The sequence below is a fragment of the Cytobacillus firmus genome, from assembly GCF_023715565.1.
GTDB lineage: Bacteria > Bacillota > Bacilli > Bacillales > Cytobacillaceae > Cytobacillus > Cytobacillus firmus_C.
Map to the genome: position 1 here is coordinate 1 of NZ_JAMBOJ010000031.1, position 21,717 is coordinate 21,717.

The following is a 21,717-nucleotide window of genomic DNA, read 5'->3' on the forward strand; positions in this document are numbered from 1 at the left end:
GAATTTAAGGAAATTCACTGCCAATCACTGAGAGCATAGCAATTCTTACTACTAAAAATAGAAAAAGATGAATTTGAATGTGCTCAAATTCATCTTTTTCACTATTTGAAACTAGTTATGTCCCAGCCTCTTCTCTTTAAACAGCAGTTAGAGCATTTATTATAGTATCCTCTTCTTCAGGAGTTACTGTCCTAAGGTCAATCAGAATTTCTTCCTTTTGAATCCTGACTATTATGGAGGAATTAATCCTTAATTGGCGGCCGATATGATCTGCTGAATACTTAAGGTGTTTTAAAACAGCAATCCAGGATGGAAGCTTTACCTCAGGCATCGTGCCTCCTCCCACCTGCCCTGTACTCTGTCTCATTGAGCATACATAATCGTTTCCGGCGACTTGTAATCTGTTAATGAATTGGGACGTTCTTACTTTGAGTTCGTCACTGGTCATCAAAACATCATGGACCACCGGAATATTTTTGAGACCCTCTTCGCCTTTTAAGTAATCAATAAGAGTGCCTTCAAGAGCAGCTATTGTCATTTTATCTACACGGAGAACCCGGGCAAGCTGGTGTTTTTTCAGCTTTTCGATTAAATCCTTTCTTCCGGCAATAATTCCTGCCTGAGGACCGCCTAAAAGCTTATCTCCGCTGAAAGAAACGATATCGGCCCCCATTTTTAATACATCGCTGACTGCTGGTTCATTTCCGATTCCTTTGCTTTTAAAATCAAATAGTGCACCGCTGCCCAGATCTTCATAAAATATGAGGTTTTTTTCTTTTGATAAGCTGGCAAGTTCTCCGGTGCCGACTTCTTTCGTAAAACCAATAATTTTAAAATTGCTCGTGTGTACCTTCATAATCATAGCTGTATCTTCATTTATCACTTTTTTATAATCTTCCAGGTGGGTTTTATTTGTTGTTCCCACTTCAACGAGCTTTGCCCCGCTCTCTTCCATTATACTTGATACCCTGAAGGAGCCTCCGATTTCAACAAGCTGTCCACGGGAAACGATTACTTCTTTTTCATCCGCAAGAGCTCTTAAAATGAAATAAACGGCAGCCGCGTTATTATTGACTGCCATGGCTGCTTCTGCACCTGTCAGTTCTTTGAGCAGATTTTCCAGATGACTATGCCTTGATCCCCGTTCGCCTTTACCCAGATTATACTCCAAATTGGAATAGTTCATAGCTGCTTCAAGCATATGATCTGCTGCAGACTTGCTTAACCGTGCCCGGCCAAGATTAGTGTGAAGAACAGTGCCAGTAGCATTAATAACCCTTTTAAGTGTATAGCCATACCGAACAGAGATTACCTCTTCTGCTGTTTGAAATATAAGGTCCGTAAACTTTTCCGTACCGGGCTCCTCACCGGTCCAATTCCCTGCAAGAATAGTATTCCTAATATCAGAAATTACCTCTTTCACCATGTTGGTTGTATGTATAAAGTCAAGTCCATACTGTTTCATTAAATAAATAAAACGCCGGTCTTTTTGCAGTTCATGTACCGGCAAAATTTTTCTGACTGTACTCTTCATAATATCCCTCCAGCATTTGCCCCGTTATTATACCATTTTTCACTAATTCGCATAAAATGAATACTATAGAAGGAAACAAGGGGGTTTTGAAGTTGAACAAAAAGGAAGATTTCCATCCGTTTAATTTGAGTGAATTGGAAAAATGGATGGAGGATTATTACCTGGACCCGCTTTCCTCTTATTTGGATCAGATAACATTCCGCATCGACTTATACGATACAGAAACACAGATTATTGTTGAGGCACTTTTAACGGGGTGTGCCTCAAAAGATGTAACCGTTTCCTTATATGATGACACCGTAATTATCAAGGCTGCTAAAATAGATGAGACAAAAGCAGTTCGGCGCGGACAACCATGCATGCGAAAAGTTAAACTGCCTTTCTCCGTTATAAATAAAATGGTTCGTGCAGATTTTGCAAATGAGATATTAGAGATTTTTATTAATAAATATGAAGCAGGACCGGGATTCAATAGAGAGATAATCATCGATTGATAAACTGAGATAGGGGTTGCCTTTACCCTTTATTTACATAGAACAGCAAAAAACCTCCTCCCACCGGAGAAGGTTTTTTGCTGTTATTTCTGCATTTTTTCGATGATTTCTTTGGTTTTAGGAAAAACACCTGTATCCAGCTTAGAATAAATCTTTACTCCATTGACTGTTACTTCGAAAGCTCCTCCCTTGCTTGGAACCAGTTCCATTTTCGAGATCTCAGAATGAAAATGCGTAAATAGCTCTTCCGCGAAACTCGCGGCTTTAGGTGCGTAGTTTCACATCATGCAAAATTCAACTTTTACTTCATATGCCATATTTTAACCCCCATGTGTTATTTGTTAGAATGTAAGTATATAGACATTCTAGTATAACTGTTTTATTACTGCAAATCGATTTGTTTTTCCTTCTAAATAGAAAGCAGAAAATATATGGAGTGATTTGATGGATGCACAAAAATACTTGCAGCGAATTAAAGTTTCGGCTGAACGTAATCTGAATCTTGAATTTCTGGCAGATCTTCAAAGCGGGCATATGCTCAATATTCCTTTTGAAAACCTGGATGTGACACGAAAAATCCCTATAAGACTGGACACAAATTTGTTTTCTGAGAAAATACTGGAACGGATCCGGGGAGGCTTTTGCTATGAATTAAACGGTCTGTTTCAACTTCTCCTGTCAGAACTGGGATTTCAATCACATCTTATTTCCTGCACCGTTAAAAAGCCTGATGGATGGGCCAGAGAAGATTCTCATGCCGCCATATTGGTTTATATGCACCAACTTCCGTATTTGGTTGATGTGGGGTTTGGTGATTCCGTCAGACAGCCTCTGCCACTAACAGGTGAGGAAAAAACTGATGTCAGCGGAACATACAGGATTAAAGCGACAGCTGAAGGAAAGTTTGATCTTCAGCGTCTTGAGAATGACAATTGGAAAATTCTATACCGTTTTTCTGATAGGCCGGTGCAGCTTGACGACTTTCATGATGCCTGTTTATTTAATCAGACTTCACCTGAATCCCATTTTACACATGGAGATCTGGCAACTATAGCTACAAAGGAAGGCCGTACTACACTATCAGGATTAACTGTTACCAAGTCTGAAGAATCCGGAAAAAATAAATTTGAACTTACCGAAGAGGAAAAAAGGGAATTTCTTCTCAGCCATTTCAAAATAAAATTATAAAAGGGACAGCCTGGCGGCGTCCCTTTTAATATGATTATAATTTTGTTCTTAATTTATCAAGCATATCAGCAGTCATTTTTGCTAAATCAAATTCTGCTTTGAATCCCCACTCTTTTCTTGCTGTTGAAGCATCAATCGAATTCGGCCAGCTGTCTGCAATTCCCTGGCGTACAGGATCCACTTCATAGGAAATTTCAAATCCCGGGATATGCTTTCTGATTTCAGCCGCAATCTGTTCAGGTTCAAAACTCATTGCTGTTACATTAAAGGAGTTGCGGTGGATGAGTTTGTCTGCATCAGCTTCCATTAAATCAATAATGGCATTCAGCGCATCTGGCATATACATCATATCCATATATGTGCCTTTGTCGATGTAGGATGTATAGCGGCCATTTTTAATGGCTTCATAATAGATCTCAACAGCGTAATCAGTCGTTCCGCCCCCTGGTGGAGTTACATAGGAGATTAAACCAGGGAACCTCAAGCCTCTGGTATCCACACCAAACTTGTAATAGTAGTAATCCGACAGCAATTCGCCTGCAACCTTATTCACACCATACATGGTAGTTGGACGGTGAATCGTATCCTGTGGAGTGTTGTCTTTAGGTGTAGAAGGGCCAAATGCACCAATGGAGCTTGGCGTAAAGAATTGTGCATTGCACTCTCTTGCTGTTTCAAGTGCATTCATAAGCCCGCCCATATTTAAATTCCATGCAAATACCGGGTTAGCCTCAGCTGTAGCTGATAAAAGAGCAGCCATATGAATAACTGTATCAACATTATATTTCTTTGCTGTGTCCATCATTGATTTTGCATCGGTAACATCAACCATTTCAAATGGTCCTGAATTAGCAGCCTCAGAATCATTTTTTCTGATGTCTGTTGCGATAACATTATCCGTTCCGTAGGTTTCTCTTAATTTCAAGGTAAGTTCAGAGCCAATTTGACCTAATGCTCCCGTAATCATAATGCGTTTCATAGTATTCCTCCACGTTTCCTCTTTGCCTTAGCTTGTATATATTGCCGAACTTAAATAATTCCCATTTCCTTGCCGACTTTTTCATAAATTGCAATTGCCTGATCCAGCATTTCTTTCGTATGTGCTGCAGTTGGCATGTTTCTGACACGGCCCGTTCCCCTTGGAACAGTCGGGAAGACGATTGATTTTGCATAAACGCCTTCTTCATTTAGCTTTATGCTGAATTCCTGTGTTTTTACTTCATCCCCAACAATACAAGGAGTAATCGGCGTTTCGCTGTAGCCTATATCAAAGCCTAATTTTTGCAGCCCGTCCTTAAGATAGTTGGCATTTTCCCATAACTTTTCATTCAGTTCAGTGCTTTCCATAAGCATTTCAATAGCTTTCGTGCTTGCTGCTACATCCGCAGGTGTTAAAGATGTAGAGAATAGGAATGGTCTGCTGCGTACTTTCAGCCAATCAATTAAATCCTTTTTACCGGCCACATATCCACCAACAACACCAATTGCCTTTGAAAGTGTGCCGATCTGGAAATCGATTTTGTCGGAAAGGCCGAAGTGCTTAACAGTGCCTGCTCCCTTTCCTAGAACTCCTGAACCGTGTGCATCATCCACATATGTTATCAGATCGAACTCTTCTGCAATTTCCACAATCTCAGGAAGCTTCGCGATATCCCCATCCATTGAGAAAACTCCGTCAGTAATAACCATGATTTTGTTGTACTGCCCAGATTCTTTCGCTTCCTTCGCTTTAGCTCTTAAATCTTCCATGTCAGAATGATTTACGCGAATAATCTTGGCTTTGGATAAGCGGCATCCATCAATGATGGATGCATGGTTCAGCTCATCCGACAAAATCGCATCATTTTTATCCATGACAGCAGAAATAGCAGCCATGTTACAATTAAATCCGGATTGGTATGCGATAGCTGCTTCTGTATGTTTGAATTCAGCCAGCTTTTCTTCAAGTTTCGTGTGAAGTTCAAGCGTTCCATTTATCGTGCGGACAGCACCTGCTCCAACACCAAATTTTTCAATTGCTTCATTTGCGGCCTTTTTTAGTCTTTCATCAGTCGCCAAGCCTAAATAGTTATTGGATGAAAGATTAATCAGTTCCCTGCCGTTGATTTTGATTATTGGACCATTAGGGCTTTCCAGTGGGTCGATTACGTTGTAAAGTCCTCTATCCTTTAAATCCTCCAGGTTTTCCTGTAAAAAAGCATCTAAAATTTTGCTGGTCATATCAGTATCCCCCAGTACTTTTTTATCGATTGTCGCTAACTCATATACAACTGTATTTTCAGAGCGGACATTTTTAAGCTAACAAACATAGCTATGTAAAGGCTTTTCCAACTTATACTTTAACACATTTTTTCATTTTGTACACTTATGAAGGACAGATTCCTATTAGTGTTTCTTTGAAATTCCTTTAAAACAGTTTTCCCTATTATCTAGAAAAAATTTAACTGCAAATTTAGCTGAATTGAATAAATATACACACAATTGATCTGTTTACTCTATGATTGCACAGGGAACCTATCAAACATAGAACTATAGGTCAGGCATTAAGCCTTTGGAGGTATTTATTATAATGAAACATCCGCTAAATGTAACTTCGGAAATTGGAGAATTAAAGACGGTCCTTCTGCATAGGCCGGGTAAGGAAATCGAAAATCTTACGCCTCAGTATTTGAAAAGACTTTTATTCGATGATATTCCCTTTTTGCCTGCCATTCAAAAAGAACATGATTATTTCGCAAATATTTTAAGCAACCGGGGAATTGAGGTCTTATATCTCGATAAATTGATGACAGAAGCTATACAGCAGGACGAGGCAAGATTGGCTTTCATTGAAAAGGTTTTATGGGAAAGCCAATCTAATATCAATGGTTCCTACGATACAGTGAAAGAGTATCTCTTATCACTTCCTCCTGATGAACTGGTTAAGAAAGTGATGGCCGGTGTCGTTAAATCGGATATTGATCAGGATAAGAAAATTCATCTTCATGAAATGATGCCGGACCATTACCCTTTTTATCTGGACCCGATGCCGAACCTCTATTTTACACGGGATCCGGCTGCGGTTATAGGTGAGGGTATTACCATTAATCGAATGCATGAGCCTGCGAGGAGAAGGGAATCCATTTTTATGGACTCCATCATGAATCATCACCCTCGTTTTAATAAACATGAGATTCCTGCTTTCTTTAAGCGTGATGATCTGTACTCCCTTGAAGGCGGAGATGAACTGATTTTAAGTGAAGAAGTGGTCGCCATCGGTGTTAGTGCAAGAACTTCAGCACAAGGAATTGAAAAACTTGCACGGGAGTTATTCTCCCGTCAGGATGCCATTAAAAAGGTTGTGGCAGTTGAAATCCCTAAGATTCGCGCATTCATGCACCTGGATACGGTTTTCACCATGATTGATCATGATAAATTCACCTACCACCCTGCTATTGAAGACAGAGATGGCAGTATGAAGATTTATATACTGGAACAGGAGAATAATTCAGAAACTCTTAAGATTACAGAGAAAAACTCACTGAAAGAAACATTGAAAGAAGTCCTTCATCTTAATGAACTAGTGTTAATCCCCTGCGGCGGAGGCTGCCCAATTGCAGCGGCACGCGAACAATGGAACGACGGCTCCAATACACTCGCTATTGCTCCCGGTGTAGTTGTGACATATGATCGAAACTATGTCTCAAACGATGTCCTCCGGCAAAATGGGGTTGAAGTCATTGAAATTCTTAGCTCAGAGCTTTCAAGAGGCCGTGGCGGCCCAAGATGTATGAGCATGCCGATCATAAGGGAAAATATCAGCTGAAAAAACGGGCGGTCCTAACCGTCCGTTTTTTTGTGTTTCAGTTCCTCTTCCTTCCTCTCCCCCTGTTCCAAAAAACAAGTTCTTTCAGGAAAAAAAGAAAATATACATATAGTAACGCCCTTTAGAAACAAGCTACCCGTGCCCTATTATATCATTTACTTATTAGTAATATGTATTTATTTATAATAATTATAAAAAAGTATTGATTTTACTTTGAGAAATGTTATCATTAAGATTATAAGCAAGTTATAAAATTTTTATGAGGTGATTTTTAAATGACAAAAAAGAATAATCTCTCTACAAGCTGGGGTGCCCCAGTTGGCGACAACCAAAATTCAATGACTGCAGGTTCTAGAGGGCCAACATTGATTCAAGATGTACACTTGCTGGAAAAGCTCGCTCATTTTAATAGAGAACGTGTGCCTGAGCGAGTTGTTCATGCAAAAGGTGCGGGTGCACATGGTTATTTTGAAGTTACAAATGACCTCACAAAGTATACAAAAGCTGCATTTCTATCAAAAGTAGGTAAAAAAACGCCTTTGTTTGTCCGTTTTTCAACTGTTGCGGGTGAACTGGGCTCTGCTGATACAGTTCGCGACCCGCGCGGCTTTGCTGTTAAGTTCTATACAGAAGAAGGAAACTATGATCTTGTAGGAAACAACACGCCTGTATTCTTTATCCGGGATGCCATCAAATTCCCTGACTTTATCCATACACAGAAGCGTGATCCCAAGACACATCTGAAAAACCCGACAGCTGTTTGGGATTTCTGGTCCCTGTCACCTGAATCACTTCATCAGGTTACCATCTTAATGTCCGACCGCGGCATCCCTGCAACTTTAAGGCATATGCATGGGTTCGGAAGCCATACCTTCAAGTGGGTAAATGCTAAAGGCGAAGGAGTCTGGGTGAAATATCACTTTAAAACAGAGCAGGGCATTAAAAACCTCAGTCCTGAAGCTGCAGCTAAAATAGCTGGCGACAATCCGGACTACCATACAGAGGACTTATTTAATGCAATTGAGAATGGAGACTACCCATCGTGGAAACTTTGCGTGCAAATTATGCCTCTTGAGGATGCAAATACGTACCGTTTTGACCCATTCGATGTTACTAAAGTGTGGTCACAAAAAGATTACCCATTAATTGAAGTCGGACGTATGGTTCTCAATAGAAATCCGGAAAATTACTTTGCTGAAGTAGAGCAGGCAACCTTCTCGCCTGGAACACTGGTACCTGGTATTGATGTGTCTCCTGATAAAATGCTCCAGGGCCGTCTGTTTGCTTACCATGATGCACACCGCTACCGCGTAGGTGCAAACCATCAGATGCTGCCAATCAACCGTCCTAAAAATGAGGTGCAAAACTATCAGCGTGACGGCCAAATGCGCTTTGACAACAACGGCGGAGGATCTGTTTATTACGAACCAAACAGCTTTGGAGGACCAACAGAAGCACCTGAGCACAAGCAGGCTGCATACCCTGTATCCGGTTTAGCTGAAAGTGTTGCATATGATCATAATGATCACTACACACAAGCCGGTGATCTATACCGTTTAATGAGTGAAGAGGAACGCTCCCGTCTTGTGGCGAACATTGTTGCTGCTATGAAACCAGTAGAAAAAGAAGAAATTAAGATTCGCCAGATTCAGCATTTCTTTAAAGCGGATCCTGAATATGGTACACGAATTGCTAAAGGCCTTGGTCTGGCAGTGCCGCAGGGAGTAAAGTAAAGTACTATAAATAGCGAAAGGTGCCATAAGCTACTTGGCACCTTTTTTGGTGGTGAAGTTTTTAGTATTCCCCCCCTCTTCTGATCCCCAACATTACTGCTGCAACTTCAATTTATCCGATAATGAAGCGGGAAATAACTTTAGATAGAAAAAACAGTCTAAATCTAGTAAGATATCCACATGGAATAGTTAGAGAAGGGGTAAAAAAAATGAGCGTATTAAATGTACAAAACTTAAGTCACGGCTTCGGTGATCGTGCGATTTTTAATGATGTGTCATTTCGGCTTTTAAAAGGTGAACATGTTGGACTGGTTGGGGCAAATGGTGAGGGTAAATCTACTTTCATGAATATTGTAACCGGCAAGCTGCAGCCCGACGAGGGGAAAATTGAGTGGTCACGAAAAGTTCGTGTTGGTTACTTAGATCAGCATGCTGTCCTTAAAAAAGGCACTTCAATGCGTGAAGCTTTGAGTACTGCTTTTCAATATCTTTTTGATGCTGAAACAGAGATCAATGAACTTTATGCAAAAATGGGTGATGAAGGTGCTGATATCGATGCATTACTTGCAGAAGTTGGAGAGCTACAAGAAACTTTAGATAGTAATGATTTCTATCAAATTAATTCAAAAGTTGAGGAAGTTGCCCGTGGCCTGGGATTAGACGAAGTTGGACTTGATCGAGATATAGATGATCTAAGCGGCGGACAGCGTACCAAAGTGTTGCTTGCTAAGCTTTTGCTGGAAAAGCCTGAAATCCTATTACTGGACGAACCTACAAACTATTTGGATGAACAGCATATCGAATGGCTGAAGCGCTATTTACAGGAATATGAGAATGCATTTATTTTGATTTCACATGATATTCCATTTTTAAACAGTGTTGTTAACTTGATATATCACATGGAAAACCAGGAATTGAATCGCTATGTTGGCGACTATGATAACTTCTTAAATGTATATGAAATGAAAAAGCAGCAGCTCGAAGCTGCATACAAGCGCCAACAGCAGGAAATTGCCAATTTAAAGGATTTCGTGGCCCGCAACAAGGCAAGTGTGGCAACTCGTAATATGGCGATGTCCCGTCAAAAGAAGCTCGACAAAATGGAAGTTATTGAATTGGGAAGAGAGAAGCCGAAACCAGAGTTTCATTTTAAAGAAGCACGTGCAGCCAGCCGCTGGATTTTCACAACTGAAGATCTTGTTATTGGTTACAACGAACCACTTTCCCGTCCTCTGAATTTGAAAATGGAACGCGGACAAAAAATTGCATTCGTGGGTGCTAATGGTATTGGTAAGTCTACTCTTTTAAAAAGTATTCTTGGCTTGATTAACCCCATTTCGGGGAAAGTGGAACGCGGTGAATATCAACATATCGGTTACTTCGAGCAGGAAGTTAAACAGTCAAACTACAACACTTGTATTGAAGAGATTTGGAGCGAATTCCCAAGTATGAATCAGGCTGAAGTTCGTGCTGCTCTTGCAAAATGCGGGTTAACGACGAAACATATTGAAAGTAAAGTCGAAGTCCTTTCTGGTGGCGAAAAAGCAAAAGTTCGATTATGTAAAATTTTAAACACAGAAACGAATTTATTAATTCTGGATGAACCTACCAATCACTTGGATGTTGATGCAAAAGAAGAATTAAAACGTGCTCTAAAGGCATATCGCGGTAGTATTTTGATGGTCTCCCACGAGCCGGATTTCTATCGTGAAATTGCGACAGATATTTGGAATTGTGAGGATTGGACAACGAAAGTTTTTTAATTTAGATTATGGAAGAGGCTGGGACAGAACTAAATTGTCCGTTGTTAAAGCCGAATGATTTCTATTTTAAAAAGTAATAAAAATAAAAAAAACGAACTATTACGAAACTCTAAATCAGAATTTCGAATAATAGTTCGTTTTTTTCTTTGGTCGAAATGCTTTTGTCCCAGCCCCTTTTTCCGTTTTTCGATCCCATTTTATTATTTCCATACATTGTTCACAAAAGATTCTTATTTGCCTTCAAGTGCTCAGTATAAACATTCTGACTATCGAACTAAGGATATTTCCTATAAATGGATCACTTAAAAGCAATACAGGTAATGGTCTATTCGTGTATAATGAGGGGAGTTTTTCAATAATGGAAGCGGTTCAATTTATACCAAAATAATAAACAAAGGACTTAAAACATTCATGACAAAAAAGAGAATTGCCTGGATTACAGACAGCACGGCCTATGCTACTAAGGAGCTGCTGGAACATCCCGACGTTTATGTAGTTCCTCTAACCATTACATTCGGTGAGGAATCCTATGAAGATGGTATTGATTTAAATACAAATCAGCTGTATAGCCGGATTCGGAATGAAAAAGAAGTTCCAAAAACCTCGCAGCCCTCTGCCGGAAGATTTACCGAACTATTTGAATCATTGAAGCATGAATATGATGCTGCAGTTGCTGTCCATGTATCCAGCAAGCTTAGCGGCACGCTGAATAGCTGTTTAACCGGAGCAGAGCTGGCTGATTTCCCTATTTTTGGAGTTGATTCTAAATGCATGTCTTATGCCATTACGTCATTGATCAATAAAGGATTAAAGCTTGCTGAAAATGATGTGCCGGCACATAAAATTGCAGATATCCTGCAAAGTGAGACAAACAAAACAGAGAACTATATCTTGCTTGGAAGCCTTGAACAATTTTATAAAGGCGGCAGAATGTCTGGCACACAATACCTGTTGGGAAGCATATTAAAAATAAAGCCAATTATCCGCATTAATCGGGACGGGGAGTTTGAACTGTTTGATAAAGTCCGTTCAGAAAAAAAAGCATTTAAAAGAATGATAGAACTACTTGGAAATTCTTATGAAAACCACACAATTCCCCAAGTTCAAATCATGCATGGGAATGTACCAGCCAAAGCGGAGGAAATGGCCGAAGAAATAAAGTTTTATTTTCCGCGGCTTGATATTCTCATTGGTGATATAAGTTCAACGATCGCTGCCCATGCCGGTGAGGGAACATTGGCCATTATATGGCAAAACGAAAGTTAAAAAAGCACTCTCCAAAAGGAAAGTAAAATGAAAGTGCTTTTTTTCTATTCAACCCAAGTGAACATGTAATTTTCATCTTCAATTAACTTAGCGTTTTTCACTAGTTTTAAAGGCTTGAATGTATCAATCATAACAGCGAGCTCTAGTGTTTCCTTTTTCCCGATGCTGGCCTCAGTTTTTCCAGGATGAGGGCCATGCGGAATCCCGCTTGGATGAAGGGTGATGGAGCCTTCTCTAATCCCCTTCCTGCTCATGAAATTGCCTTCCACATAGTACAGCAGTTCATCACTGTTGACATTGCTGTGATAGTAAGGGGCAGGGATTGCCTCCGGATGATAATCGTATAATCTGGGAACAAAGGAACACACAACAAAGTTATGTCCTTCAAATGTCTGATGGACCGGCGGAGGCTGATGCACCCTTCCGGTAATCGGTTCAAAATCTTCTATATTAAAGACCCACGGATAAAGATAGCCGTCCCAGCCCGCCACATCAAGCGGGTGATGATTCAGGATATGAGAGTGCAAGTATCCTCTTGTTTTGGTGATAACTTCATATTCTCCTCTTTGATCATAAGTTTCCAGAGTTTCCGGTCCCCGGATATCCCGTTCACAGAATGGACTATGCTCAAGCAGCTGCCCATACTCATTCCGGTATCTTCTTGGTGTTGTAATCTGGCTGAAAGACTCCACCAGGAGGACTTTAGTCAACTGCTCTTTGTCCGGAATGACCCGGTAAATGGTGCCTATCGGAATAATGACATAATCTCCCGGGCGATAGGATAAAGTTCCGAACATGGTCTCAACTTTTCCGGTTCCATAGTGAATGTAGAGCATCTCATCTCCATCCCCATTACGGTAAAAGCTTTTCATCGGCTCAGTAATATTTATGGTGCCTATTAAAAGGTCATCATTCCCGAGCAGATATTCCCTTGCTGAAAGTGCATCCCCTTTCTTTTCAATTTTATCAGTGAACAAATGCCGATGCTTTAAGCTCTCCTGATCTTCATACTCAGGAACATATTTTCCGATCAGTTCAGTTCGCGCTACTTCCGTTGGCATGTAGTGATGATAAAGAATGGATTGTGTCCCGGAAAAACCTTTTGTCCCCATTACCTGTTCCCTGAATAATGTTCCATCTGATTTTTTAAATGTCGTATGGCGCTTGTGCGGGATTCTCCCCATTTGGCGATAAAACATATTTCCACCTCACTGATTTGCAATGCGATTTTTTAATATTCCGAGATTGCTAATCTCAAGCTCAACTTCATCTCCCGGTTTCAGCCAGCGGTGAACATCAGTGCCAAGCTCAAGTATGCAGCCGCTGCCAACAGTCCCGGAACCAATCATTTCACCCGGGCAGAGGGTTACACCGTCAGAAGCCCTTTCAATCATTTCGTAAAAGGAATAGTAGATATCATGCATATTCCCCTCTGATAAAAGAGTCCCATTAACTTTTGCAGTCATGAGAAAATCATAGCCATTTTCAACACGGAAGTTCTCAAGCTCATCCTTTGTTACGATATATGGCCCGATAGATGTAGCAAAATCCTTCCCTTTGGCTGGGCCTAGACCTACCTTCATTTCTTTGCGCTGAATATCTCTTGCACTCCAATCATTTAAGATGCAATATCCGAAAATATAATCATCTGCATTATCAGCTTTTATATCCTTTCCCTCTTTACCGATGATACAAGCAATTTCGAGCTCGTAATCTAGCCACTGGCAACCCTTAGGAGGGGAAATCTCTTCGTTCGGCCCCTTAATGCTTAGATGATTGGAAAAATAAAAAACAGGTATGTCATACCATTCGGGAATCATATCAAGTCCGCGGTTGGACCTTGCCGTTTTTACATGTTCTTCAAAAGCATAGAAATCCCGAAAGCTTTTTGGATTTGGCAGTGGAGCCATTAATTTGACGTCTGATAATGGATATACTCCTCTATCGGTATTCTTCAGTTTAGTGCTTAAAGATAGGTATTCCATAAAAAATTCATGATTTTCAAGAAACTCAAGCATTGTTTTTGGAAGAACACCATTGGTCGCTTCATGCATATCGACCGCATACTCTTCATTCTTTAGCCAGCCCGCTCTTATGGATCCATTGGGTTTTTGAAAGGTTATGAATTTCATAGCATCACCTTGGATCCGTTTTTCGAATTAATTCAAATACATCAGTCATAGGCCTCGTGTAAATATGTCCTGCCATCCGGCCAACAGGCTTCAGCTTTTCGGAATTAATCCTTCCATTTTCGTAAAGCTCATCAGCAACATGCACATGCTCGACTTTTCCAATTACCAGGCTTCCTGAACCGGGATGTTCTCCAAAGTGAAGTACCTGATAGAGACTGCATTCCAAATGGACCTTTGATTCTTTAACCCGAGGCGGCTTGACAGCGGCACTTTTTTCTTTTTCGAGACCTGCTGCGGCCAGTTCGTCTGTATCAGCCGGATAATCTGCTGCACAAATATTCATCTTTTCGGTAAAGTCTTCACTGACGATGTTAATAACAAATTCCTTAGTGACTTCAATATTAGTAAGCGTATCTTTCTTAGAACCATCAGTCCCTTTTCGCATCGGTGAAAAGCAAATCAGCATCGGATCTGCACATATGGCAGTAAAAAAGCTAAATGGAGCTGCATTTACATTCCCTTCTGTATCCATACTCGTAACAAACGCAATGGGCCGCGGCAGAATGGAGCCGACCATCAGCTTATATGCGTCTTTCCATTCAAGACTCTGTGGATTTAATTCCATATGTTTTACACCGCCCTTTCATTTAGAAGTTTGTTAATCACAGCCAATGCCGCTTCATTATCTTCCCTAGTTCCTAAAGTCATCCGAAAAGCATCAAGATAGCCTTCAAGCTTCATTTTTCGGACTACTAAGCCATTTGCAATCAAATTGTCTGCAATAGGAAGCTGGCTGAAAATATATATAAAATTAGTTTGGGAAGGAAAATAGCCTACATGTAATTCTGTTAGTTTTTGGCACACAAATTTCATCTCTTCGGCATTTTTATGTGCACATTCCTTTATAAAGTCCTGATCATTTAGTGCTGCAGAAGCCGCTGCCTGTGCCAGGTGATTGACATTAAAAACATCTTTAACTTTATGAAGGTCATTCACGATCTCAGGATGCATGATTCCATAGCCGACACGGAGTCCGGCAAGCCCATAGATCTTGGAGAAAGTCCTTAGAATGATTAAGTTAGGCCTCTCTTCAAGAAGCGATATAGAGTCAGGATAATCCTCAGAATTCACATATTCAAAGTATGCTTCATCAAGAATAATCAGTATATTTGAAGGAACTTTATCAATGAATTGCAGCAGTTCTGATTTTCCGACTATTGTTCCTGTAGGATTGTTGGGATTGCAGACAAACACCATTTTTGTTTTTTCGTTTATCTTCTCATACATGGCACTTAGGTTATGTGTTCCCTTTTGCAGCGGCACCGTTATCGCACTGCCTCCTTCAATCAGGACGTTTGTTTCATATCGCGGAAATGTATTCTGTGCCATGACCGCTTCATCTCCAGCACTTATGTATGCTCTAGTCAATAATCGGATGATTTCTTCTGAACCATTGCTGACCAGAAAATTATCTTCTCTAATGTTATAGAAGCCGGCCAGTTTGCGTTTGAGCAAGGATACAGTGCCATCCGGGTAAAAGTAAAGACTGTTCATCGCTTTGCTGATGCTGTTCCTGACTTCGGGTGAACAGCCATATACATTTTCATTATCAGACATTTTCCGGACAGCCATTAAATTGTACATTTCTTTGATCTCTTCCGGGCTGCTGCCAAGCGGATAAGAAACAATCTTTTCCACGGCTCTTTTTGTCTGGATTCTAGCCATCTGGATTGCCTCCCTCTGAAATTTATTAAAAAAGGGAGAAATACTTTCTCCCTTTCAAGCTGAAAAGTTATAAATTTCCCCGTCTTTCCTGCTCGCGTTCAATAGATTCAAAGAGTGCTTTAAAGTTGCCTTCACCAAACCCTCTGGCACCTTTACGCTGTATGATTTCAATGAATAGGGTCGGACGGTCTACGATTGGTTTCGTGAAAATTTGCAGCAGATAGCCTTCGTCATCACGGTCAACGAGAATATCTAATTCCTTCAATTTGTCTATCTCTTCATCAATTTTCCCAACGCGCTCAGAAAGCATTTCATAATAAGAATCAGGAGTGCTTAAGAACTCTACACCATTTTTACGGAGGGTGCTGACAGTGCTGACAATATCTTCTGTCAGAATGGCTAAATGCTGTACTCCTGCCCCGTTGTAATATTCAAGGTATTCTTCAATCTGAGATTTCCGCTTCCCTTCTGCAGGCTCGTTAATCGGGAACTTAATTCTGCCGCCATTATGCATAACCTTAGACATTAGAGCGGAATATTCTGTTGTAATGTCTTTATCTGTAAAGTGCTTCATTTCCTTAAAGCCCATTACATTTGCATAATAATTTACCCATTCCTCCATTCTCTCTACATTTCCAACCACATGGTCGACGCCGATAAAGCCTGCATCCTCAAATGGCACTCCAGTTTGATAAGGCTCAAAGCCAGGCATGAAAACCCCTTTATAATCATTCCGTTCAACAAGTGTATGAATGGTGTCTCCATATGTACCAATTACTGCCTTTTTAATCGCGCCATGTTCATCTTTTATCTCAGCTGGAGGCTGTATTTCGATTGCACCTCTTTCAACCGCTGCTTTATATGCCTTTTCAACATCATCAACAGCTAATGCTATATCTTTCACACCATCTCCATGCTTATGAATGAAATTTGAAACTCTGGAACTGTCATTTAACGTTCCTGTGATCACCAGGCGAATCTTTCTCTGCTGAAGAACGTAAGAGACTGTCTCTCTATTCCCTGTTTCCAGACCGGAATATGCAACTGGCTTAAAGCCGAAAGCTGTGCAGAAATAATGGCAGGATTGTTTTGCATTTCCTGAATAGATTTCTAAATAATCTACTTCCTTAACAGGAAAGAAATCGGCTGCCTTTTGTTCATTTAACAATTTTTCATCTTGCATGTTAACCCCTCCATTTTAATATTAATAATATTTTGAATTTATCATATAGGAAACTTGTAAATGTTCTCAAGAGTTCAAGTTAAAGCTATAATGCACTCCTGCATTAAAGGAAGTTACACTTTTACTTTTTGTGTTTTTTTGCTTTGTGGCGGTTTGTGAACAGCCAAATTTTTTAAAGCTTCTGCAGCTTCAAGCAACCCTTCATTTATACTTGGATGCGGGTAGTTAGGGAAAATTAAATCTTCATCTCTTGCTCCCATTTCCAATGCAGTAATTCCGGCTGAAATTAGTTCTATTGCTCCGTAACCTACCATGTGGATACCCAGCAGAACTTGCTTTTCCCTGCAGCTGATCACTTTTATAAAACCATCTTTTTTCCCGCTCAAAGTGCTAAAGCCGTTGGCAGATAATGAGGATACACCAATTTCAATGTCATAGCCCATGTTAATGGCTTCCTGTTCCGTTAACCCGGCACTCGCAATAGGAGGCTGTGTATGCGCTGCAATCGGAATGAAGTGGAAATCTGACTCCGATTTAATTCCTGCAATTGCTTCAGCGGCTGTTTTTCCTTGTTTAATAGCTCTTACAGCAAGGGCAGGACCTTCTGTTACATCACCGACTGCGAAAATATGTTTCTGTGTTGTCCGGCTTTGACAGTCAACCTTTATGAACCCCGCTTCACATTGCTCCACCCCTATGCGGGAAAGCCCCAGCTGGTCAGTGTTGGGTCTTATGGAAGAAGAAATAAACAAATGTGTGCATGAAATACTTTCTCTTCTTCCTTTACTCTCAAAAGCTACAGTTAACAATTCTTCATTATGCTGCAATTCCAACACTTCGGAATTTCTTATAATATCTATTTTTTTCTTTTTTAAAATCCTCTTCAGTTCCCGGCAAATGGACTGATCAAAATCAAAATCCTCTTTGCCATCTTCAAAGATCAGAGTCACATTAGATCCCAAAGCCTGATAAGCCATACCTATTTCGAGGGCAATATAATCACTGCCATAGATTAATAGTTTATTAGGTACCTCACTCAAGTTTGAAATGGAATGCTGATCAAATACCAATTCACTTATTTCACTGGCCCAAACAGGTTTCTCAGATCTTCCGCCGGTCGCAATTATGGCATTCTGGAATCGGTAAACATCAAATTGGTCTCCATTTTCGATGCCAATCTTATCTTCTGACAGAAAAAAGGCTGAACCATTTAGAACTTCAATTTTATTAGCTTGACAGAGAGCTTCAATTCCTGCCCGAAGCTGATCAATTTTCTTCTGCTTGTATTCCTGAAGCTTGTTTAAATTTAATGATATATTTCCTCCTTCAAGCCCCCAGATTTCTCCTTCCTGAAATGAAATGAATTTTTCAGCAGACTGTGTGAGGATCTTGGAAGGTATGCAGCCTTTATTTAAACAGATCCCGCCAAGCTGATCCTGTTCAACTAATGTAACACTTCGCCCTAGCTGAGCAGCGCGGATTGCTGCATGATAGCCCCCGGGTCCACCGCCGATTATGATGACATCACGCTCATGTGCCAGTTCTCCAACTACCATTTATACCATCTCCAAAAGAAGCATTTTCGGATTTTTAATCAATTCGGCAAAACGGTTTGTAAAGCGTACAGCTGTAGCCCCGTCTGCAACTCTATGATCAAAAGACATTGATATATTCATCATTGACCGAATGACAATCTGGTCATCATCGGTTACAACTGGCATCTTTTTTGTTTTATGGAAAGATACTAAAGCGGTTTGCGGATGCTGGATAATTGGAGTCGCTCCAAAGCTTCCACCTAGAGGTCCCACATTGCTGATTGTGAATGTCCCGCCAGATATTTCTTTAACAGAAAGCTTATTTTCCATAGCTTTTTCCGTAAGCTGTTTCATTTCTGCATGAATTTCTCTGATTGTACAATTTTCTACATGCTTAATGACAGGAACGATTAACCCTTCATCCGTATCCACCGCAATACCGATATGATGTTCACCTGCCAAATGGATTTCTTCCTTTTCTTCATGCAGCACTGCATTGAATACAGGAAACTCTTTCAGACAAATTGATAAAGCCTTCAAGAAAAAGGCTGTAGCTGATATATTTTTGTTTAAAAGCTTAAGCTCATTTCTGAAAGCAATCAGCTCGGTCACATCAATCTCTTCAAAATGGGTGCAATGGGGAATGGTAAAGAGAGATTGTGCCATTTTCCTGGCAATCTGTTTTCTTCTGCCCCTAAACGGAATGACTTGTTTCTCAGCAGGAAAGCTTTTTTCATTTTCATTCAAAGCTGCTTTTTCCTGTCCAACATGGGCCGGCTTCGTCTGAAGTGAAGCTATGTACTGATAGATGTCTTCATCCAAGATACGGCCAGCAGGACCAGTTCCACTGATTTTCTCAATATAAATGTCATTATCGCGCGCTATTTTTCTTGTGAAAGGAGAGGCAAGAACCCGTTTTCCTTTTAATGCAGCAAAAGAATGCTTTTGCTTCTGCGGCGAAGGTGTGTAGCCAGCAATAGAAACGGCATTCTCTTTTTCGGCCACTTCCTCACCAGCCGATTCTAAAATTAAAATGGTCGAACCCACTTTAACCGTATCGCCGGGCTGCACTGTAAATTCTTTAATAACACCTGCTCTCGGGGCAGGTATTTCAGCAGTCATTTTATCTGTCTGTACTTCTACTAGCGGATCGTCAGCTTTGACTGCATCCCCCGGCTTAACTAAAAAGCAATTAATATCTGCTTCCGTCATTCCTTCACCAATATCGTGCAGTTTCACCTCCACGGCTTCCCCTCCTAATACTTCATTACTTTTTCTATTGCCTGCTGAATCCTTGCCGGAGTTGGCAGATAATGGTCCTCAAAACCAAAATATGGAACCGGTGCATCAAATCCAGTAACCCGTTCAACAGGTGCTTTCTGATATAAAAAGGATGTATCATTAATGATGGCAAGCACATCATTTCCGACTCCGCCGGTGGCATGCGCTTCATGGACAATAACCGTTCTTCCTGTCTTTTGAACAGATTCTGCAATTATGTCCTTATCCAGTGGAAATAGGGTTCTTAAATCAATTACATCACAATGTACGTTATTTTCTTTCATCTGCTTTGCTGCTTTCATAGCCTCCGGCACCATGGCTCCCCAAGTGATAACCGTTATATCGTCCCCATCCATGAGTTTTTTCCCTTTTCCTATTTCAACCGTATACTTCCCTTCAGGCACTTCCTCTCTGGCCGAACGATAGCAGCGCATCGGCTCAAGAAACAGTACCGGATCCGGGTCTTCAATCGCAGCAATCAATAGTCCTTTGGCATCATAAGGGCTGGAGGGGCAGACGACCTTGATGCCGGGCATGTGAGTGAAAATAGCTTCTGTCGAATCACAGTGAATTTCAGGAGCCCTAACCCCCGCTCCATATGGAGCCCTTATGACCATCGGTACTGTAAAATGTCCCATTGTCCGCATCCGAAGCCTTGAAGCATGAGTCATGATTTGTTCATATGCAGGATAGATAAAGCCGAGAAATTGAATTTCGATCACCGGCAAAAATCCATTAACAGCCATTCCAATCCCCGCTCCGACAAAACCGGCTTCACTTAAAGGCGTATCGATAACACGGCCTTCCCCGTACTTAACCTGGAGACCCTCGGTAGCACGGAATACTCCGCCGTTCCTGCCGATATCCTCGCCCAGCAGCAAAACCTCTTCCTTTTCATTTAGCATGGTATCTAAAGCATCCGTAATAGCTTGCACTAATGTCATGGTTTTAGCTCCAACTGCCGTTTTCATGATCGGCCGCCTCCAATCAGCTTCAGATACTCTTCTTTTTGCTGCTTGATTTGCCACGTAGGCTCAGCAAAGACGTGATCAAAAATAACCGCTGGATCTGCAGGAGGAAAATCTTCCATTTCTGCTACAGCTTTATCTACTTCAGCTGCTGCTTCCTCTTCTATTGCCTGTTGCCATTCTCCATCAAATATTCCTTCATTTTTCATCCAGCGCTCCAGCCTTAAAATTGGGTCAGTCTCCTGTCTTCTGCTATTGCTTTCCGATTGATCGCGGTATTTGGATGGATCATCTGCTGTAGTGTGTGCACCATATCTCCATGTCACGGATTCTATTAGTGTCGGCCCTTCACCTTTACGGGCCCGCTCTAAAGCTTTCAGTGTTTCAAAATAAACTATGAAAACATCATTTCCATCGATCCTGACTCCCGGAATATCATATGCAAGGGCTTTCTGGGAAATCGTTTTTGTATTCATCTGCTTCTCAAACGGAACAGAAATAGCGTATTGATTGTTCTGATTAAAAAAGACCACCGGAGCTTTAAATACGCTGGCGAAATTTAAGCCTTCATGGAAATCCCCCTCTGAGGTGGCACCATCACCAAAATAAGCAATAGCTGCATTGGCAGTGCCTTTTTTTCTTTCAGCGAATGCAGCCCCAGCTGCATGAGGGATCTGTGTCGCAATCGGAATGCCTGGAGGGAAAATCTTCTTTCCGTCAGGCGGCACACACCCTTCATTTCTTCCGTTCCAAAACAACAGGATGTTTCGCAGTGAATGGCCAAAAGTCATAGCTGCTCCGTGGTCACGATACGTAGGAAACATCCAATCGTCCGCCCCTAGTGCAATAGCCGTTCCGACCTGAGAAGCCTCCTGTCCTTCATAAGGAGCATATGTGCCTATCCTGCCCTGCCGCTGAAGTGATATAGCTTTGCGGTCAAACGTACGGATTCTAACCATATATCTATAAAACTCTTTTGCAAGCTTTTCAGTTATTTCTTCTTTATATTCAGAATTGTCGATCGTTCCATTTTCGTCCATTATTCGCCTGATTGGAAAGTGATTTTCCATCTTCTCACCCTTTGGCTGGTAAATTATTTTAAGAACTTTA

Annotated in this window: 18 protein-coding genes and 1 pseudogene; 6 read left to right on the top strand and 13 right to left on the bottom strand. The window is 41.0% G+C overall.

Annotated features, from left to right (window positions below):
* Positions 1-136: 136 nt before the first annotated feature.
* Positions 137-1,534 (bottom strand): L-seryl-tRNA(Sec) selenium transferase, encoded by a 1,398-nt coding sequence (gene selA / locus M3205_RS13700; RefSeq protein ID WP_251170416.1) that lies wholly within the window; start codon positions 1,532-1,534, stop codon positions 137-139.
* 92 nt (positions 1,535-1,626) lie between these two features.
* Here selA and M3205_RS13705 point away from each other — a divergent pair, with 92 nt between their 5' ends.
* Entirely contained in the window at positions 1,627-2,028 is a 402-nt protein-coding gene (locus tag M3205_RS13705; protein ID WP_251170417.1) for an Hsp20/alpha crystallin family protein, read from the top strand.
* Positions 2,029-2,111: 83 nt separating this feature from the next.
* Here the strand turns inward: M3205_RS13705 and M3205_RS13710 are convergent.
* Positions 2,112-2,294 (bottom strand): annotated as a pseudogene (locus tag M3205_RS13710) (Rdx family protein); the annotation flags it as partial.
* Positions 2,295-2,472: 178 nt separating this feature from the next.
* Here M3205_RS13710 and M3205_RS13715 point away from each other — a divergent pair.
* On the top strand, positions 2,473-3,216 hold the full coding sequence (locus M3205_RS13715) for an arylamine N-acetyltransferase family protein (RefSeq protein WP_251170418.1): 744 nt from the start codon (positions 2,473-2,475) through the stop codon (positions 3,214-3,216).
* Positions 3,217-3,250: 34 nt separating this feature from the next.
* Here M3205_RS13715 and M3205_RS13720 read toward each other — a convergent pair whose 3' ends face one another.
* Both M3205_RS13720 and M3205_RS13725 read right to left on the bottom strand, forming a co-directional pair.
* Entirely contained in the window at positions 3,251-4,195 is a 945-nt protein-coding gene (locus M3205_RS13720; protein WP_251170419.1) for an L-threonine 3-dehydrogenase, read from the bottom strand.
* A gap of 50 nt (positions 4,196-4,245) precedes the next feature.
* Entirely contained in the window at positions 4,246-5,436 is a 1,191-nt protein-coding gene (locus tag M3205_RS13725) for a glycine C-acetyltransferase (RefSeq protein ID WP_251170420.1), read from the bottom strand.
* A gap of 349 nt (positions 5,437-5,785) precedes the next feature.
* On the opposite strand from M3205_RS13725, the gene arcA reads away from it, so the two are divergent.
* From arcA to M3205_RS13745, 4 genes are all read left to right on the top strand, one after another.
* Positions 5,786-7,021 carry an arginine deiminase gene (gene arcA / locus M3205_RS13730; RefSeq protein ID WP_251170421.1) on the top strand — a complete coding sequence of 412 codons (1,236 nt, stop codon included), beginning with the start codon at positions 5,786-5,788 and terminating at the stop codon, positions 7,019-7,021.
* 275 nt (positions 7,022-7,296) lie between these two features.
* A complete protein-coding gene (gene katA / locus M3205_RS13735) occupies positions 7,297-8,754 on the top strand; it encodes a catalase KatA (RefSeq protein WP_251170422.1) in 1,458 nt (485 codons plus the stop codon).
* Positions 8,755-8,963: 209 nt separating this feature from the next.
* Positions 8,964-10,517 (top strand): ABC-F family ATP-binding cassette domain-containing protein, encoded by a 1,554-nt coding sequence (locus tag M3205_RS13740; RefSeq protein ID WP_251170423.1) that lies wholly within the window; start codon positions 8,964-8,966, stop codon positions 10,515-10,517.
* A 411-nt stretch (positions 10,518-10,928) separates the two neighbouring features.
* Positions 10,929-11,783, top strand: coding sequence for a DegV family protein (locus M3205_RS13745; RefSeq protein ID WP_251170424.1), 855 nt, complete (start codon positions 10,929-10,931; stop codon positions 11,781-11,783).
* 44 nt (positions 11,784-11,827) lie between these two features.
* Here the strand turns inward: M3205_RS13745 and M3205_RS13750 are convergent, their stop codons facing one another.
* The 9 genes from M3205_RS13750 to pdhA form a co-directional block, all read right to left on the bottom strand.
* Positions 11,828-12,982, bottom strand: coding sequence for a homogentisate 1,2-dioxygenase (locus M3205_RS13750; protein ID WP_251170425.1), 1,155 nt, complete (start codon positions 12,980-12,982; stop codon positions 11,828-11,830).
* A 9-nt stretch (positions 12,983-12,991) separates the two neighbouring features.
* Positions 12,992-13,915, bottom strand: coding sequence for a fumarylacetoacetate hydrolase family protein (locus M3205_RS13755; RefSeq protein WP_251170426.1), 924 nt, complete (start codon positions 13,913-13,915; stop codon positions 12,992-12,994).
* A 4-nt stretch (positions 13,916-13,919) separates the two neighbouring features.
* Positions 13,920-14,540, bottom strand: a complete 621-nt coding sequence (locus M3205_RS13760) for a flavin reductase family protein (protein WP_251170427.1) — start codon at positions 14,538-14,540, stop codon at positions 13,920-13,922.
* 5 nt (positions 14,541-14,545) lie between these two features.
* Positions 14,546-15,640 carry a histidinol-phosphate transaminase gene (hisC, locus tag M3205_RS13765; RefSeq protein WP_251170428.1) on the bottom strand — a complete coding sequence of 365 codons (1,095 nt, stop codon included), beginning with the start codon at positions 15,638-15,640 and terminating at the stop codon, positions 14,546-14,548.
* A gap of 67 nt (positions 15,641-15,707) precedes the next feature.
* A complete protein-coding gene (gene hppD, locus M3205_RS13770) occupies positions 15,708-16,823 on the bottom strand; it encodes a 4-hydroxyphenylpyruvate dioxygenase (protein ID WP_251170429.1) in 1,116 nt (371 codons plus the stop codon).
* Positions 16,824-16,936: 113 nt separating this feature from the next.
* Positions 16,937-18,379, bottom strand: coding sequence for a dihydrolipoyl dehydrogenase family protein (locus M3205_RS13775; RefSeq protein WP_251170430.1), 1,443 nt, complete (start codon positions 18,377-18,379; stop codon positions 16,937-16,939).
* Entirely contained in the window at positions 18,380-19,603 is a 1,224-nt protein-coding gene (locus M3205_RS13780) for a dihydrolipoamide acetyltransferase family protein (protein WP_251170431.1), read from the bottom strand.
* Between the two features lie 11 nt (positions 19,604-19,614).
* Positions 19,615-20,610, bottom strand: a complete 996-nt coding sequence (locus M3205_RS13785) for an alpha-ketoacid dehydrogenase subunit beta (protein ID WP_251170432.1) — start codon at positions 20,608-20,610, stop codon at positions 19,615-19,617.
* Positions 20,607-21,677: a pyruvate dehydrogenase (acetyl-transferring) E1 component subunit alpha gene (pdhA, locus tag M3205_RS13790; RefSeq protein ID WP_251170433.1), complete on the bottom strand. Its 1,071-nt coding sequence runs from the start codon at positions 21,675-21,677 to the stop codon at positions 20,607-20,609. The genes M3205_RS13785 and pdhA overlap by 4 nt, the downstream gene beginning before the upstream one ends.
* Positions 21,678-21,717: the final 40 nt, after the last annotated feature.

Excerpts from the sequence above, each read along its gene's own strand:
- M3205_RS13785 (WP_251170432.1), bottom strand. The coding sequence starts at position 20,610 with ATGAAAACGGCAGTTGGAGCTAAAACCATGACATTAGTGCAAGCTATT.
- hisC (WP_251170428.1), bottom strand. The coding sequence starts at position 15,640 with ATGGCTAGAATCCAGACAAAAAGAGCCGTGGAAAAGATTGTTTCTTAT.
- M3205_RS13740 (WP_251170423.1), top strand. The coding sequence starts at position 8,964 with ATGAGCGTATTAAATGTACAAAACTTAAGTCACGGCTTCGGTGATCGT.
- M3205_RS13745 (WP_251170424.1), top strand. The coding sequence starts at position 10,929 with ATGACAAAAAAGAGAATTGCCTGGATTACAGACAGCACGGCCTATGCT.
- M3205_RS13725 (WP_251170420.1), bottom strand. The coding sequence starts at position 5,436 with ATGACCAGCAAAATTTTAGATGCTTTTTTACAGGAAAACCTGGAGGAT.
- M3205_RS13755 (WP_251170426.1), bottom strand. The coding sequence starts at position 13,915 with ATGAAATTCATAACCTTTCAAAAACCCAATGGATCCATAAGAGCGGGC.
- arcA (WP_251170421.1), top strand. The coding sequence starts at position 5,786 with ATGAAACATCCGCTAAATGTAACTTCGGAAATTGGAGAATTAAAGACG.
- selA (WP_251170416.1), bottom strand. The coding sequence starts at position 1,534 with ATGAAGAGTACAGTCAGAAAAATTTTGCCGGTACATGAACTGCAAAAA.
- katA (WP_251170422.1), top strand. The coding sequence starts at position 7,297 with ATGACAAAAAAGAATAATCTCTCTACAAGCTGGGGTGCCCCAGTTGGC.
- M3205_RS13775 (WP_251170430.1), bottom strand. The coding sequence starts at position 18,379 with ATGGTAGTTGGAGAACTGGCACATGAGCGTGATGTCATCATAATCGGC.
- hppD (WP_251170429.1), bottom strand. The coding sequence starts at position 16,823 with ATGCAAGATGAAAAATTGTTAAATGAACAAAAGGCAGCCGATTTCTTT.
- pdhA (WP_251170433.1), bottom strand. The coding sequence starts at position 21,677 with ATGGAAAATCACTTTCCAATCAGGCGAATAATGGACGAAAATGGAACG.
- M3205_RS13715 (WP_251170418.1), top strand. The coding sequence starts at position 2,473 with ATGGATGCACAAAAATACTTGCAGCGAATTAAAGTTTCGGCTGAACGT.
- M3205_RS13760 (WP_251170427.1), bottom strand. The coding sequence starts at position 14,540 with ATGGAATTAAATCCACAGAGTCTTGAATGGAAAGACGCATATAAGCTG.
- M3205_RS13720 (WP_251170419.1), bottom strand. The coding sequence starts at position 4,195 with ATGAAACGCATTATGATTACGGGAGCATTAGGTCAAATTGGCTCTGAA.
- M3205_RS13750 (WP_251170425.1), bottom strand. The coding sequence starts at position 12,982 with ATGTTTTATCGCCAAATGGGGAGAATCCCGCACAAGCGCCATACGACA.